The organism is Pseudomonas sp. S2_B07, from assembly GCF_054668435.1.
In genome coordinates this window covers 3901065-3914134 of record NZ_CP162769.1, presented here as the reverse complement: position 1 = coordinate 3914134, position 13070 = coordinate 3901065, and the positions used below count along the sequence as shown (strand labels likewise).

Sequence of the window (13070 nt, the reverse complement as noted above, 5' to 3'; positions counted from 1 at the left end):
CACAAATCCCCCCTGTAGGAGTGAATTCGGGATCTCAGCGGTAATCGTCGACAGGCACACAGGCGCAGAACAGATTCCGGTCGCCGTAAACGTTATCCACCCGATTCACCACCGGCCAGTATTTGTGCTGTCGGGTGTGCGCATCCGGCGTCACCGCTTGCTCGATGCTGTACGACCGCTCCCACACTCCGGTGATGTCCGCCAAAGTATGTGGCGAACGCTTCAGCGGATTGTCCTCGGCTGGCCAGTTGCCGTTTTCCACCTCGCTGATTTCCGCACGGATGCTCAGCATCGCTCCGATAAACCGGTCCAGTTCGGCTTTTGATTCACTTTCGGTCGGCTCGACCATCAACGTCCCCGGCACGGGAAACGACATGGTGGGCGCATGGAAACCGTAATCCATCAAACGCTTGGCAACGTCTTCTTCACTGATGCCGGTCAGCGCCTTCAGTGGCCGCAGATCCAGGATACATTCGTGAGCCACCCGCCCGTTGCGCCCGGTGTAGAGCACCGGGAACGCACCGGACAAATGCTGCGCCAGGTAATTCGCGGCGAGGATTGCCACTTCGCTGGCGTCTGCCAGTTGCGGCCCCATCATCGCGATGTACATCCAGCTGATCGGCAAAATGCTCGCACTGCCCCAGGGCGCCGCGCTCACTGCGCCGTTCTGCGGCAACGGCCCGTCGATGGGTACCACCGGGTGATTGGCCACGAACGGCGCCAGGTGCGCCCGCACACCAATCGGCCCCATGCCCGGCCCACCGCCGCCATGGGGAATGCAGAAGGTCTTGTGCAGGTTCATGTGAGACACATCGGCGCCAATGTCCGCCGGGCGAGCCAAGCCGACTTGCGCGTTGAGGTTAGCGCCATCCATGTACACCTGACCGCCGTGGCTGTGGATAACTTCACACATCTCGCTGATGCCTTCCTCGTAGACACCATGGGTCGATGGATACGTCGCCATCAGGCACGCGAGTTTGTCCCCCGCCTCCGAGGCTTTTTGCTTGAGGTCATCCAGATCAACGTTGCCGGCTTCGTCGCACTCGACAATCACCACGCGCATCCCGGCCATTTGCGCCGAGGCCGGGTTGGTGCCGTGGGCCGAGGACGGAATCAGGCAGACGTCCCGCGCCCCTTGGTGACGGCTCTCGTGGTATTTGCGGATCGCCAGCAACCCGGCGTATTCGCCCTGGGCGCCGGAGTTGGGTTGCATGCAAATCGCATCGAAACCGGTGATCGCGCAGAGCCAGCGTTCCAGCTCTTCGATCATCAGCGAATACCCCACGGCCTGCTCCTTCGGCACGAACGGGTGCAGGTTGGCGAACTGCGGCCAGGTGATCGGGATCATCTCGCTGGTGGCGTTGAGCTTCATGGTGCAGGAGCCCAGCGGGATCATCGACTGGTTGAGGGCGAGGTCCTTGTTCTCCAGTTGCTTGAGGTAACGCAGCATCTCGGTTTCGCTGTGGTGCGCATTGAACACCGGATGACGCAGATAAGGCGAGGCGCGCAGCAGCCCGTCAGGAATGCCGGACGCCAGCGTTTCGGCGTCCAGATCGTCGACATTCAAACCATGATCGGCGCCAAGGAACACATCGAACAACTTGGCGACGGTGGTCTCGTCTGAGGTTTCATCGAGGCTCAACCCTAACTGTCCTCGCCCCAGAATCCGCACATTGATCTGCGCCGCCCGAGCACTTTCGATGATCGCGGTCTGGGTGCCGCCAACCTCCAGGGTCAGGGTGTCGAAGAAATGCCTGTTGAGACGGCTGACGCCGTGCCGCTCAAGGCCGGCAGCGAGGATGCAGGTCAAGCGATGCACACGCTGGGCAATGCGCTTGAGCCCTTCAGGTCCGTGGTACACCGCGTAGAAACTGGCGATGTTGGCCAGCAACACCTGAGCAGTGCAAATGTTCGAATTGGCCTTCTCCCGGCGGATATGTTGCTCGCGGGTTTGCAGGGCCATGCGCAAGGCAACATTGCCGCGAGCATCCTTGGACACGCCGATGATCCGCCCGGGAATCGCCCGTTTGTATTCATCGCGACTGGCAAAAAATGCCGCGTGCGGCCCGCCGTAGCCCATGGGCACACCAAAACGCTGGGATGAGCCGAACACCACATCGGCGCCCAACTCTCCCGGCGGAGTCAGCAGCAGCAAACTCAGCAAATCAGTGGCAACACACGCCAGGGCTTGCTGCGCGTGCAGGTGATCGATCAACGGCCGCAGATCGTGGATCTCGCCATGGGTGTCGGGGTATTGCAGCAGGGCACCGAACACCTGGTGCTGTTTCAAGTTATCCACAGTGTCGATGATCAGCTCGAAACCGAAGCCTTCGGCGCGGGTCTGCACCACCGAAATGGTCTGCGGATGGCAGTTCTGGTCGACGAAGAACAGATTGCTTTTGGACTTGGCGACTCGCTTGGCCAGCGCCATCGCTTCTGCGGCGGCGGTGGCTTCATCCAGCAAGGACGCGTTGGCCAGTTCCAGGCCGGTGAGGTCGATGGTCAGTTGCTGGAAGTTCAGCAGCGCTTCGAGCCGGCCCTGGGCAATCTCTGGCTGATAAGGCGTGTACGCGGTGTACCAACCGGGGTTTTCCAGGACGTTACGCACAATCACGGTCGGGGTGAGGGTGCCGTGGTAGCCCATGCCGATCAGGCTGGTCCAGACCTGGTTTTGCTCGGCGTAACCGCGCAACTTGGCGAGCGCGGCTTGTTCATCGAGGGCGGGCGGCAGGTCGAGCGCGCGGTTCAGGCGAATACCCGGCGGCACCGTCTGCTCGATCAATTCGACCCGGCTGCCGAGGCCGAGGCTGTCAAGCATGGCCTGCTGCTCGACGGCATCGGGCCCGAGGTGGCGGCGCAGAAAGGCATTGGGGTCGCGTAACTGGCTCAAGGACGGCAACTGGGACATGACGGGCTCTCTCTTGACTGGCGCTCAACGTCGATGCAACACGGTCAAACCAGCATAGCAGTCGATATCCGGGCGGATGGCTTGGCGCCGACGACCATTGCAGACATCATGCTCGGCATCTGCCAAATGTCCGCTGATCAGGTGCCTGAATTTATGAGCCCACTGCCTTTCCTGCCGTTTTCCAAACCCACCATCGATGAAGCGACGATTGCCGCGGTCGGCGACGTGTTGCGCTCGGGCTGGATTACCAGCGGCCCCAAGGTCCAGGCCTTTGAACAACAACTCTCGGCATTTTTTGGCGGGCGCCCGGTGCTCACGTTCAATTCCGGCACCTGCACCATGGAAATCGCCCTGCGCATTGCCGGGATCGGACCGGGCGATGAAGTGATCACCACGCCGATCTCCTGGGTGGCCACCGCCAACGTCATTCTCGAAGTCGGCGCCACCCCGGTGTTTGCCGATATCGACCCGGTCACCCGCAACATCGACCTGGCTCAACTCGAAGCCGCCATCACCCCGCGTACCAAAGCGATCCTGCCGGTATTTCTCGCCGGACTGCCGGTGGACATGACGCGCCTTTACGCACTGGCCAAGCAGTACAACCTGCGGGTGCTGGAAGACGCGGCCCAGGCGCTGGGCTCCAGCTGGAACGGCCAGCGCATCGGCTCGACCGGCGACTTCGTGTCCTTCAGTTTCCAGGCGAACAAGAACGTCACCTCGTCAGAGGGCGGCTGCCTGGTGCTGAACAATGATGAGGAAGTGCGACTGGCGCAGAAGTACCGTTTGCAGGGCGTGACCCGCAGCGGCTTCGATGGTTTGGATGTCGATGTGCTGGGCGGCAAGTTCAACATGACCGACGTCGCGGCGGCCATCGGCCTTGGGCAATTTGCTCACATCGAAGCCATCACGGCCCATCGCCGTGAACTGGCCCGGCACTATTTCGCGTGTTTTGGTGAGGTTTTCGAGGCGCAATACGGGGCTCAACTGCCCCCGGCGGATTTCGAGAACAGCAACTGGCATTTGTTCCAGCTGGTGTTGCCGGAGCGCGGGGATGGCCTGCCGGCACGGGCGACGTTCATGGAGCAGATGCAGGCGTTGGGCGTCGGTATCGGCTATCACTACCCGCCGATTCACTTGCTGAGCCTTTACCGCGAGCGCGGTTTCAAGGAGGGCATGTTCCCGGTCGCCGAGCGGGTCGGCCGCTTGATTGTCTCGTTGCCGATGTTCACGGCGATGAGCAAAGCGGATGTCGAGCGTTCGGTGGCGGCGGTCAAGGCTGTTCTAAAGCCTTAAACACCTGTGGGAGCGAGCTTGCTCGCTCCCACAGCGATTTCGCAGAGCGGGGACTATTCGCCGATCGCAGCCTTGTAGCCGGCGGCGTCGAGCAGTTTTTCCAGGTCCGCGGTGTTGCTGGGCTTGAGCTTGAAGATCCACGCGCTGTACGGGGCGGAGTTGAGCGATTCCGGAGTTGCGCTCAGTTCTCCGTTGACCGCAATCACTTCACCGGCAATCGGGGAGTAGATGTCGGAGGCGGCTTTCACCGATTCAACAACGCCTGCCTGATCTCCAGCCGCAAACTTGTTGCCCACTTCGGTCAGCTCAACGAACACCACGTCACCCAGCGCTTCCTGCGCGTGATCGCTAATGCCCACGGTGACGGTGCCGTCGGCTTCCAGGCGGGCCCATTCGTGACTTTCGGCAAAACGCAGGTCGGCAGGAATATCGCTCATGTTCTGTGTCCTCAAGAAAAATGTCAGCGGTTTTAGTCCGCCAAAAAAGGTTAGATCAAGGTTTTGCCATGGCGTACGAAGGTCGGCTTGACCACTCGGACCGGGTACCACTTGCCACGGATTTCCACTTCTGCGCGGTCGGCAGTTGCCATCGGCACGCGCGCCAGTGCTATCGACTTGCTAAGCGTAGGAGAGAAACTACCACTGGTGATCTCCCCTTCGCCAACATTGGCGATGCGGACCACTTGATGAGCGCGCAAAACCCCTCGCTCCTCAAGGACCAGTCCCACCAGTTTGTGCTGTACGCCGCCGGCCCGTTCGGCCTCTAGGGCGGTGCGCCCGATGAACTGGCGAGAGGCCGGTTCCCAGGCAATGCTCCAGGCCATATTGGACGCCAGTGGCGATACATCTTGATGAATGTCCTGACCGTACAGGTTCATGCCGGCTTCGACCCGCAAGGTATCCCGCGCCCCAAGGCCGATGGGGGAAATGCCCGCGCCGACCAGATCGTTGAAAAAACCCGGTGCCTGATCAGCCGGTAGAACGATTTCCAATCCATCTTCGCCGGTGTAACCGGTACGGGCGATGAACCAGTCACCTTCCGGCTGGCCTTCGAAGGGCTTGAGCAGCTGAATCAGATTGCTGCGGGCCTGGGAGACCAGTTCGCAGATTTTTTGACGGGCATGCGGGCCTTGAATCGCCAGCATCGCCAGCTCTGCACGCTCGTTGAGCTGAACATCGAAGCCGTCGAGGTGAGCCTGCATCCAGGCGAGGTCTTGATTGCGGGTGGAGGCGTTGACCACCAGGCGATAACCGTCGTCGAGGCGATAGACGATCATGTCGTCGACGATGCCGCCGCGCTCATTGAGCATGGTGCTGTAAAGAGCACGGCCGGGGCTGTGCAGGCGCTCGACATCATTGGCCAGCAAGTGCTGGAGCCAGGCCTTGGCCTGGGGGCCGCTGATATCGATCACGGTCATGTGGGATACATCGAAAACCCCGCAATCGCGGCGCACCTGGTGGTGTTCCTCGACCTGCGAGCCGTAATGCAGAGGCATATCCCAACCGCCAAAATCGACCATCTTCGCGCCGAGGGCGAGATGAAGGTCATACAGAGGCGTACGCTGTCCCATGGGTTTCTCCTTCCGGGCGTGGCGAAGGTGCGGACAGGCGCTGCACGGGGTGAAAACCTTGAACTAGAAGGCTTTCAGCCGATTTCAGCTACCGGGTCTGTCAGACGGACCGCACCGAATGCCGCGCATTGTAGCCGCAAGGTGTAGGACTGGCACCTAGCTGTTTCGATGCGCCGAACGTCGAATCAATCCGATGACCGGTAACAGGCCGACCAAAACAAGCGTCAGTGCCGGCAAAGACGCCCTCGCCCACTCCCCTTCGCTGGTCATTTCAAAGATCCGCACGGCCAGCGTGTCCCAGCCAAACGGGCGCATCAGCAGGGTTGCGGGCATTTCCTTGAGCACATCGACGAACACCAGCAACGCGGCGCTCAACGTGCCCGGCAACAACAACGGCAGATACACCTTGAAAAACAGTCGTGGCCCACTGACGCCAAGGCTACGTGCTGCTTCGGGCAAAGATGGCCGTATACGCGCCAGGCTGCTTTCCAGTGGCCCGTATGCCACCGCAATGAAACGCACCAGATAGGCCAGCAACAACGCCGAGAGACTGCCCAGCAGCAAAGGCTTGCCAGCGCCGCCTAGCCAGCCGGACAGCGGGATGACCAGCTCGCGATCCAGGTAACTGAACGCCAGCATGATCGACACCGCCAATACCGAACCCGGCAAGGCATAGCCCAGGTTGGCCAGGCCAATGCCGGAGCGGATCGTTCGGGTCGGTGCGAGGCGCCGGGCAAACGCCAACACCAAGGCAACGCTGACCGTGATCAGCGCCGCCATGCCGCCCAGGTACAAGGTGTGAAGAATCAGTCCGGTGTAACGCTCATCCAGATCGAAACGCCCGCGCAGCCAAAACCACACCAGCAGTTGCAGCATCGGGATGACGAACGCACAGGCAAACACCAGGCCGCACCAGCTCATCGCCGCCAGCGCCTTGAAGCCACGCAGGTGATACAGCGCCTTGACCCGCGGCCGTTCGTTGCTCGCCCGGCTGGCCCCACGAGCACGACGTTCGCCGTACAGCACGACCATCACCACCAGCAGCAACAGGCTGGCCAGTTGGGCGGCGGTGGACAGGCTGAAGAACCCGTACCAGGTTTTGTAAATCGCAGTGGTGAACGTGTCGAAGTTGAACACCGACACTGCACCGAAATCCGCCAGGGTTTCCATCAACGCCAATGCCACCCCTGCGCCGATGGCCGGGCGCGCCATCGGCAAGGCCACTCGCCAGAACGCTTGCCACGGCGACTGGCCGAGCACCCGGGCGGCTTCCATCAAGCCTTTGCCCTGGGCGAGGAACGCCGTACGGGCCAGCAGATAGACGTAGGGATAGAAAACCAGCACCAGCACGACAATGACCCCGCCGGTGGAGCGCACGCCCGGCAACCTCAGGCCCGTGCCAAACCACTCGCGCATCAGGGTTTGCACGGGGCCGGCGAAATCCAGCAGGCCGACGAAGACAAACGCCAGTACGTACGCCGGAATCGCAAACGGCAGCATCAGCGCCCAGTCCAGCCAGCGCCGGCCGGGGAACTCACAGAGACTGGTCAGCCACGCGAGGCTGACGCCCAGCAGCGTGACGCCAACCCCGACGCCGACTATCAGGGTCAGGGTGTTGCCCAACAGGCGCGGCATCTGGGTGGCCCAGAGGTGGGACCAGATCTGTTGATCGATGGTTTGCCAGGACAGCAGTAAAACACTGAGGGGCAACAGGACCAGCGCAGCGATGGCGAAGACCAGGGGATACCAGCGACGTTGGGCGGGGTGGGCCAAAGGGGTTCTCTAGAAAATGTTAAATGATTGTGCCCACGCTCTGCGTGGGCACATATTTTGTGACGTTCTGCGTCACGCTTCGACGCGGATCGTCGGAAGAGGCATTCCCACGCAGGGCGTGGGAACGATCAGCAGCAATGTCAGTTCCAGCCAGCGCGATCCATCATGCGGATTGCTTCGGCCTGACGCTTGCCGGCCACTTCCACCGGCAGGGTATCGGCCACGAACTTGCCCCAAGCCGCCACTTCTTCCGAAGGCGCCACCGCCGGGTTGGCCGGGAATTCCTGGTTCACGTCGGCGAAAATCTTCTGCGCCTCAGGAGTGGTCATCCACTCCACCAGTGCCTTGGCCGCTTCCGGGTGCGGCGCGTGTTTGGTCAGGCCGATACCCGACAGGTTGACGTGCACACCGCGGTCAGCCTGGTTCGGCCAGAACAGTTTCACGCCCAAATCAGGCTTCTGCTTGTGCAGGCGACCGTAGTAGTAGGTGTTGACGATACCGACATCGCATTGACCCGCGTTGATCGCTTCCAGCACTGCGACGTCATCCGAGAACACGTCGGTGGACAGGTTGCTCACCCAACCCTTGAGGATTTTCTCGGTTTTTTCGGCGCCGTGGACTTCGATCATGGTGGCGGTCAGGGACTGGTTGTAGACCTTCTTCGCCGTGCGCAGACACAGGCGCCCTTCCCAGTTCTTGTCGGCCAGTGCTTCGTAGGTGGTCAGTTCGCCCGGCTTCACGCGATCCGTGGAGTAAGCGATGGTCCGCGCCCGCAGGCTCAGGCCGGTCCAGGCGTGGGAGGCAGCGCGGTATTGCAGCGGAATGTTGGTATCGATCACTTGGGAGGTGAATGGCTGCAGGATGCCCATTTGCTCGGCCTGCCAGAGGTTGCCGGCATCGACCGTCAGCAGCAGGTCGGCGGTGGCGTTCTCACCCTCGGCCTTGATGCGCTGCATCAGCGGCGCTTCCTTGTCGGTGATGAACTTCACCTTCACCCCGGTCTTGGCGGTGTAGGCGTCGAAAACCGGTTTGATCAGCTCGTCGATACGCGAGGAGTAAACCACCACCTCGTCAGCGGCCTGGGCGGCGGTGCTGCCAATCAGGGACAGGGCGAGTGCGGTCAGTAGACGCTTCGGCAACATGGGAGCGATCTCTCGATTGAAAAAGTGAGGCCAAATGATAAGGACTCACATTTAGCTTCTCAATCAATCAGTTCGCGGAGGCGTTACCAGATGTTGCATCGTCAGAAATCTGCGGCGAATGTGCTCGCGATGAGGCCATAAGCCTCACCCAATACCTAGGCCTTGGCCAACGCCGGCAAATCCCCGGTCAACCCAAGCGCCTCACGCACAAACAACGCCTTGGCCTCGGGCATCTGCTCAACCATCTTCAACCCGGCATTGCGTAACCAGCGCACCGGCAGCGGATCAGCCTGGAACAACCGCTCAAACCCTTCCATCGCCGCCATCAACGCCAGGTTGTGCGGCATGCGCCGGCGCTCGTAACGGCTCAGCACTTTGACATCCGCCAAGCGTTCACCGCGCTCAAACGCTTGCAGCAGTACTTCGGCCAACACGGCTGCATCGAGGAAACCAAGGTTCACGCCCTGCCCGGCCAGCGGGTGAATGGTGTGCGCCGCGTCGCCGATCAATGCCAGGCCTTCGGCCACATAACGCTTGGCGTGACGCTGACGCAGCGGCACGCACAGACGCGGGTCGGCGCTGAGCACGGTGCCGAGTCGCCCTTCAAAGGCGCGTTCGAGCTCGCGGCAAAAGCCGTCGTCGTCCAGCGCCATCAGGCGTTCGGCTTCACTCGGTGTGGTCGACCAGACGATCGAACACCAATCCTGCTGCCCATCACGCTCCAGCGGCAAAAACGCCAGCGGGCCGTTGTCGGTGAAACGCTGCCAGGCGGTCATTTGATGCGCTTTGGAGCTGCGCACACTGGTGACAATCGCGTGGTGCATATAGTCCCACTCGCGCGTCGCCATGCCGGTCAGGCGCCGAACGGCCGAGTTGGCGCCGTCCGCCGCAATCACCAACGGTGCGCGCAAGGTGCGGCCGTCCGCCAGGGTCAGCAGCCAGTCATCGCCCGAGCGACGCATCTGTTCCAGACGCGCATTGGCCAGCATCCCGAGATCGCAGTCGTGCAAACGGTCAAGCAAGGCGTCCTGAACCACTCGGTTCTCGACGATGTGCCCAAGCACATCGGCATGCACGCTGGCGGCCGAGAAATGGATCTGCCCGGTGCCGCTGCCATCCCAGACGTGCATGTCGGTGTAGGGGCTGCTGCGTCGTTTGGCAATGCCGTCCCACACGCCCAGGCGTTCGAGAATCCGCTGGCTGGCCGCCGACAAGGCGCTCACTCGCGGTTCGAACGGTGCCTGGTCATCGAAGGGTTTGACGCTCAGGGGGCTGCCGTCCAGCAACAGGACTTCCAGCCCGCTGTCCTGCAACGCCAGCGCCAAGGCGCTGCCGACCATTCCGGCCCCGACAATCAGCAGATCTGCGCGCATGTCCATGCTTTAAACCTGTCTCGCTTGCGGCTTGAGCCGCACGTAAAGGGTTTTTTCGACCCGCGCCACCAAGGTGCCGGCGCCGTCGTGAATATCGACCTGCAATTGCGGCAGGTACTTTTCGCCATCGGCCGTTTGCCGACGGATCTCGTCGAGCAAGGTCTCGTCGATGCGGAATCTGGCGAACACCGGGCCTTTGCCCGGCGAAATGAAATCGATGTCAGCGGCTTTGTCCCAGACGATGTAACGGTGCCCGAGGTTTTCCATCAGCATCAGCATGTAGAACGGGTCGACCATCGAATACAGGCTGCCACCGAACTGGGTGCCGACGTAATTGCGGTTGTACCAGCTCAGGCCCATGGACACCGTGATGTCGCGAAAGTCATCGCTGATGTGCCGCACCCGAACCCCGGCGCCCATGTACGGCGGGTAAAAGGACATGAACCAACGCATCAACCGCGCCTTGCCGAACCTGCTCGTCAGCCACTTAAGCATCGGGGCGTGTACCCAGACCCATGGCCTGCCGGGCGAACCAGCGCTTGGCCGGCGGCAGCAGATCGAGACCAAGCAGGCCGAGATTGCGGCCCAGCGACACCAGCGGCTGGGTGCTGCCGAACAATCGGGTGACCTGATCGGAGAAGCCCACCGTCAGGTTTTGATCCAGACGCTGGCGCTCGCGGTAAGCCTGCAAGGTGGCAAAGTCGCCCGGCCCGTTCTCGCTGGCCAACAAGGCCTCCGCCAAGGCTTGGGCATCACGCAGCGACAGGTTGAAACCCTGGCCGGCAATCGGGTGCAGGCTGTGAGCCGCATTGCCGAGGATCGCCAGATGTGGACGCACCTGCTCTTCCGCTTCGATCAGCGTCAGCGGGTAAAGATGACGTGCGCCAACCTGTTTCAACGTGCCGAGGCGATAACCGAACACACCCTGCAACTCGCTGAGAAAGCTCTTTTCATCCAGTGCGGCCAGCCGCTGTGCATCCATACCCAGACGGGTCCAGACCAAGGCGCAGCGGTTGTCCGGCAGCGGCAACAGCGCCATCGGGCCGTCGTCGGTGAATCGCTCGAACGCCATGCCGTTGTGTGCTTCGCTCGGCGTGATATTGGCGATCAGCGCGCTCTGGTTATACGGACGCTTCTTGATGCCGATCCCCAGTTGCTCGCGCAGGCCCGAACGGCCACCATCCGCCAGCACCGCGAGGTCGCATTCCAGGGTGGTTTCATCATTGAGGGTCAGGCGGTAGCCATCGCTCAGCGGTTCCATGCGCGTGACTTCCGCCGGGCAACGCCAGGCGACCACGTCCTTGTCCAGACCTTGCCAGAGGCATTGGCCAAGCCAGGCGTTTTCCACCACGTAACCCAACGCAGGAACGCCTTCTTCCATCGCCGACAATCGTGCGGTGGAAAAGCGTCCACGGTCAGAGACATGAATCTGCTTGATCGGCTCGGCGCGGCGGGAGATTTCCTGCCACACACCCAACCGTTGGTAAATCTGTTTGGCGCCATAGGACAGCGCCGAGGAGCGGGCGTCGTAGCTCGGCTGATAAGTATCGCCGGGAGCAAAGGGCTCGATCAGGACGATCTTCCAGCCACGCGCTTTAGCCCCGGCCTGCAATGCCAAGGCGAGACTGGCGCCGACCAGGCCGCCACCGATGATTGCCAGATTGACCCGGCTCATGCTGCTTGTGTCCGCGCTTGCGCCATCAGGGCCTCGATGTCGGCGACCGTTTTCGGCACGCCTTTGGTCAATATTTCACAACCGGTCTTGGTCACCACCACGTCGTCCTCGATGCGTACGCCAATGCCGCGCCATTTCTTCGCCACGTTCTGGTTGTCCGGGGAAATGTAGATCCCCGGCTCCACCGTCAGCGCCATGCCGACCTCCAGCACCCGCCATTCACCGCCGACCTTGTACTCGCCGACGTCATGCACATCCATCCCCAGCCAGTGGCCGGCGCGGTGCATGTAAAACGCTTTGTAGGCTTCGCTGGCGATCAGTTCGTCGACGTCACCCTGCAACAGGCCGAGCTTCACCAGCCCGGTGGTAATCACCCGGACCGTGGCTTCGTGCGCCTGATTCCAGTGTTTGTTCGGGGCGATTTCGGCGAAGGCGGCTTCTTGCGAGGCCAGTACCAACTCGTAGATCGCTTTCTGTTCCGGCGAATACTTGCCATTGACCGGCCAGGTGCGGGTGATGTCGCTGGCGTAGCAGTCGATCTCGCAACCGGCGTCGATCAGCACCAGGTCTCCGTCCTTGAGCACCGCGTCATTCTGCTGGTAATGCAGGATGCAGCTGTTGCGCCCGGCGGCGACAATTGAACCGTAGGCCGGCATTTTCGCGCCGCCCTTGCGGAACTCGTAATCGAGTTCGGCTTCGAGGCTGAACTCGTGCAGCCCCACGCGGCTGGCCTGCATCGCGCGGATGTGCGCCTGGGCGGAAATCCGTGCGGCTTCGCGCATCACCTTCACTTCTGCCGCCGATTTATACAGGCGCATGTCGTGAAGCAGATGATCCAGGGCAACAAATTCGTTCGGCGGCTGGGCACCGAGGTGCGCTTTAGAGCGGATCACGTTGATCCAGTCCATCAGGTGCCGGTCGAATTCGGGGTTGCTGCCCATGGCCGAATACACCCGGTCGCGCCCTTCGATCAGGCCCGGCAGGATGTCGTCGATGTCGGTGATGGGGAAAGCGTCGTCGGCGCCAAAGTCGCGGATCGCGCCTTCCTGGCCGGCGCGCAAACCATCCCACAGCTCTCGTTCGGCGTTGCGCTCACGGCAGAACAGGATGTATTCGCCGTGGGCACGCCCCGGCATCAACACGAGGACCGCTTGAGGCTCGGGAAAGCCGCTCAGGTACTGGAAATCGCTGTCCTGGCGATAGACGTGCTCGACGTCGCGGTTGCGGATGGCGACCGCGGCGGCGGGCAGGATCGCGATGCTGTTGGGTTCCATCTGCGCCATCAGGGCCTTGCGGCGACGGCTGTATTCCGATTTCGGGATATGAATCATGGGCA

The 13070-nt window shown here is 61.7% G+C and carries 10 protein-coding genes; 1 reads left to right on the top strand and 9 read right to left on the bottom strand.

Going from position 1 to position 13070, the window contains the following annotated elements:
- Positions 1-34: 34 nt before the first annotated feature.
- On the bottom strand, positions 35-2908 hold the full coding sequence (gene gcvP, locus AB4N43_RS17975) for an aminomethyl-transferring glycine dehydrogenase (RefSeq protein WP_027926467.1): 2874 nt from the start codon (positions 2906-2908) through the stop codon (positions 35-37).
- Positions 2909-3061: 153 nt separating this feature from the next.
- On the opposite strand from gcvP, the gene AB4N43_RS17970 reads away from it, so the two are divergent.
- On the top strand, positions 3062-4201 hold the full coding sequence (locus AB4N43_RS17970; RefSeq protein ID WP_027926466.1) for a DegT/DnrJ/EryC1/StrS family aminotransferase: 1140 nt from the start codon (positions 3062-3064) through the stop codon (positions 4199-4201).
- A 53-nt stretch (positions 4202-4254) separates the two neighbouring features.
- Here AB4N43_RS17970 and gcvH read toward each other — a convergent pair whose 3' ends face one another.
- From gcvH to pepP, 8 genes are all read right to left on the bottom strand, one after another.
- Complete coding sequence (gene gcvH, locus AB4N43_RS17965) at positions 4255-4638, bottom strand: glycine cleavage system protein GcvH (RefSeq protein ID WP_059181987.1); 384 nt, start codon at positions 4636-4638, stop codon at positions 4255-4257.
- A gap of 50 nt (positions 4639-4688) precedes the next feature.
- Positions 4689-5771 carry a glycine cleavage system aminomethyltransferase GcvT gene (gene gcvT, locus AB4N43_RS17960; protein WP_027926464.1) on the bottom strand — a complete coding sequence of 361 codons (1083 nt, stop codon included), beginning with the start codon at positions 5769-5771 and terminating at the stop codon, positions 4689-4691.
- A 156-nt stretch (positions 5772-5927) separates the two neighbouring features.
- Positions 5928-7544: an ABC transporter permease gene (locus tag AB4N43_RS17955; RefSeq protein WP_027926463.1), complete on the bottom strand. Its 1617-nt coding sequence runs from the start codon at positions 7542-7544 to the stop codon at positions 5928-5930.
- A gap of 140 nt (positions 7545-7684) precedes the next feature.
- Positions 7685-8686, bottom strand: a complete 1002-nt coding sequence (locus tag AB4N43_RS17950; protein ID WP_027926462.1) for an extracellular solute-binding protein — start codon at positions 8684-8686, stop codon at positions 7685-7687.
- Positions 8687-8841: 155 nt separating this feature from the next.
- The gene (locus AB4N43_RS17945; protein ID WP_177327633.1) at positions 8842-10059 is read right to left on the bottom strand and encodes a 2-octaprenyl-3-methyl-6-methoxy-1,4-benzoquinol hydroxylase; all 1218 of its coding nucleotides are present in this window, start codon (positions 10057-10059) and stop codon (positions 8842-8844) included.
- A 9-nt stretch (positions 10060-10068) separates the two neighbouring features.
- Complete coding sequence (locus tag AB4N43_RS17940; protein ID WP_027926460.1) at positions 10069-10554, bottom strand: DUF4442 domain-containing protein; 486 nt, start codon at positions 10552-10554, stop codon at positions 10069-10071.
- Complete coding sequence (gene ubiH, locus AB4N43_RS17935) at positions 10547-11734, bottom strand: 2-octaprenyl-6-methoxyphenyl hydroxylase (protein WP_027926459.1); 1188 nt, start codon at positions 11732-11734, stop codon at positions 10547-10549. Before ubiH ends, AB4N43_RS17940 begins: the two co-directional genes overlap by 8 nt.
- Positions 11731-13065 (bottom strand): Xaa-Pro aminopeptidase, encoded by a 1335-nt coding sequence (gene pepP / locus AB4N43_RS17930; RefSeq protein ID WP_027926458.1) that lies wholly within the window; start codon positions 13063-13065, stop codon positions 11731-11733. The genes ubiH and pepP overlap by 4 nt, the downstream gene beginning before the upstream one ends.
- Positions 13066-13070 lie beyond the last annotated feature (5 nt).

Excerpts from the sequence above, each read along its gene's own strand:
- gcvP (WP_027926467.1), bottom strand. The coding sequence starts at position 2,908 with ATGTCCCAGTTGCCGTCCTTGAGCCAGTTACGCGACCCCAATGCCTTT.
- AB4N43_RS17970 (WP_027926466.1), top strand. The coding sequence starts at position 3,062 with ATGAGCCCACTGCCTTTCCTGCCGTTTTCCAAACCCACCATCGATGAA.
- gcvH (WP_059181987.1), bottom strand. The coding sequence starts at position 4,638 with ATGAGCGATATTCCTGCCGACCTGCGTTTTGCCGAAAGTCACGAATGG.
- gcvT (WP_027926464.1), bottom strand. The coding sequence starts at position 5,771 with ATGGGACAGCGTACGCCTCTGTATGACCTTCATCTCGCCCTCGGCGCG.
- AB4N43_RS17950 (WP_027926462.1), bottom strand. The coding sequence starts at position 8,686 with ATGTTGCCGAAGCGTCTACTGACCGCACTCGCCCTGTCCCTGATTGGC.
- AB4N43_RS17945 (WP_177327633.1), bottom strand. The coding sequence starts at position 10,059 with ATGCGCGCAGATCTGCTGATTGTCGGGGCCGGAATGGTCGGCAGCGCC.
- AB4N43_RS17940 (WP_027926460.1), bottom strand. The coding sequence starts at position 10,554 with ATGCTTAAGTGGCTGACGAGCAGGTTCGGCAAGGCGCGGTTGATGCGT.
- ubiH (WP_027926459.1), bottom strand. The coding sequence starts at position 11,734 with ATGAGCCGGGTCAATCTGGCAATCATCGGTGGCGGCCTGGTCGGCGCC.
- pepP (WP_027926458.1), bottom strand. The coding sequence starts at position 13,065 with ATGATTCATATCCCGAAATCGGAATACAGCCGTCGCCGCAAGGCCCTG.